Below are 1,285 nucleotides of genomic sequence, written 5' to 3'. Positions count from 1 at the left end.
GTTGAAGTTTTGCTTGTAGAAATCAATCGCAGCTACGTTGGTAGCAGAAGCTTGCACGGAAAGGTGTAGCTCAAGCTCAGGGTATTTGCGAGCAGCGTACTCAAGAACAGCAATGTCAGCGACAATCAGTGCATCTACGCCCAATGCCGCTGCATTATCGACGGCGTTCGTCCAGCGTTCAAAACCGTTTGGATGGGCAAAGGTATTGAGTGCAACGTGGATCTTTTTGTTGTGGTCATGCACATATTGCACGGCCTTTTCTAGCTTTTTACCGTTGAAGTTCAAACCAGCAAAGTGACGCGCGTTGGTATCGTCTTTGAAGCCGATGTACACGGCATCTGCACCGCAATCAATCGCGGTTTTTAGCGCAGGCAGGTTACCCGCGGGACACAAGAGTTCCATATGCTCACAATCATAGAGAAGGAAAAGGTGCCCGCATTTTATGAAGAATTATGAATAGCTAATTTGACCTAAGTTAGGTTTAGCTCAATAAACTCAATATTTACCCCTTGAGAGTAGGGGTAAAGGTTTGATTTGACGAAGTAGGGGGATCAGTTTTTGTGGCGGCGGTTTTGCACAAACAACTCTTCGATTTCATGTTTTGGTTGAGGTCGGTAGAAATGAAAACCTTGAATCGAGTTACATTGAAGGTTGGAAAGCAAAGTAGCTTGCTGATGCGTTTCTACGCCTTCTGCAACGACCGTTAGTTCCAAAGATTTGCCCAAGTTGATGATGTTCTCGATGACGGTCACCTGTTTTGGCAGGGCGTCAATGTCATTAATGAATGCTCGGTCGATTTTTAGTTCATCAATCGGGAAACGAGCTAAATACGACAGTGACGAATACCCAGTTCCAAAGTCGTCGATCGACAAAGCAAAGCCCAGCTTTTTAATCGCATTCAGCATTTGCAGCGTATGTTCGCTGTCACTCATCACCGCGCTTTCCGTTAGCTCAAACGTGATGCAACTTGGATCAAGTTCGGTTGTGCGCAGCAGCTTCTCCATAAAGTCGATCAACTGAGGGTTGCCAAACTGTTCTGGAGACAAGTTGATCGCGACGCGACCCGGCAAAATGCCTTGTTGTTTCCAGCGTTTTACGGTGTTGAATACATCACGCATCACCACGCGACCCAGATGCTCAATCAAACCTGCTCGTTCCGCCACAGGAATAAATGATCCTGGGCTAATGTAGCCCTCAACCGGATGTTTCCAACGTACTAAAGCCTCTGCGCCATTGATACTGAAATCACGGGCGTTCACTTTGGGCTGATACCAAACTTCAAGAC

General features: G+C 46.7%; 2 protein-coding genes. Both read right to left on the bottom strand.

Annotated features, from left to right (window positions below):
- A partial coding sequence (locus R7044_RS24110) for a peptidase U32 family protein (protein ID WP_225455862.1) occupies positions 1-402 on the bottom strand: 402 nt, incomplete at its 3' end.
- Between the two features lie 149 nt (positions 403-551).
- The coding region (locus R7044_RS24105; protein ID WP_225455861.1) for a putative bifunctional diguanylate cyclase/phosphodiesterase at positions 552-1,285 on the bottom strand (734 nt) is incomplete at its 5' end.

This window comes from Vibrio sp. 1402, assembly GCF_033340275.1.
Note: the sequence above shows the minus strand (reverse complement) of the source record. Positions and strands in the feature narration are given on the sequence as shown.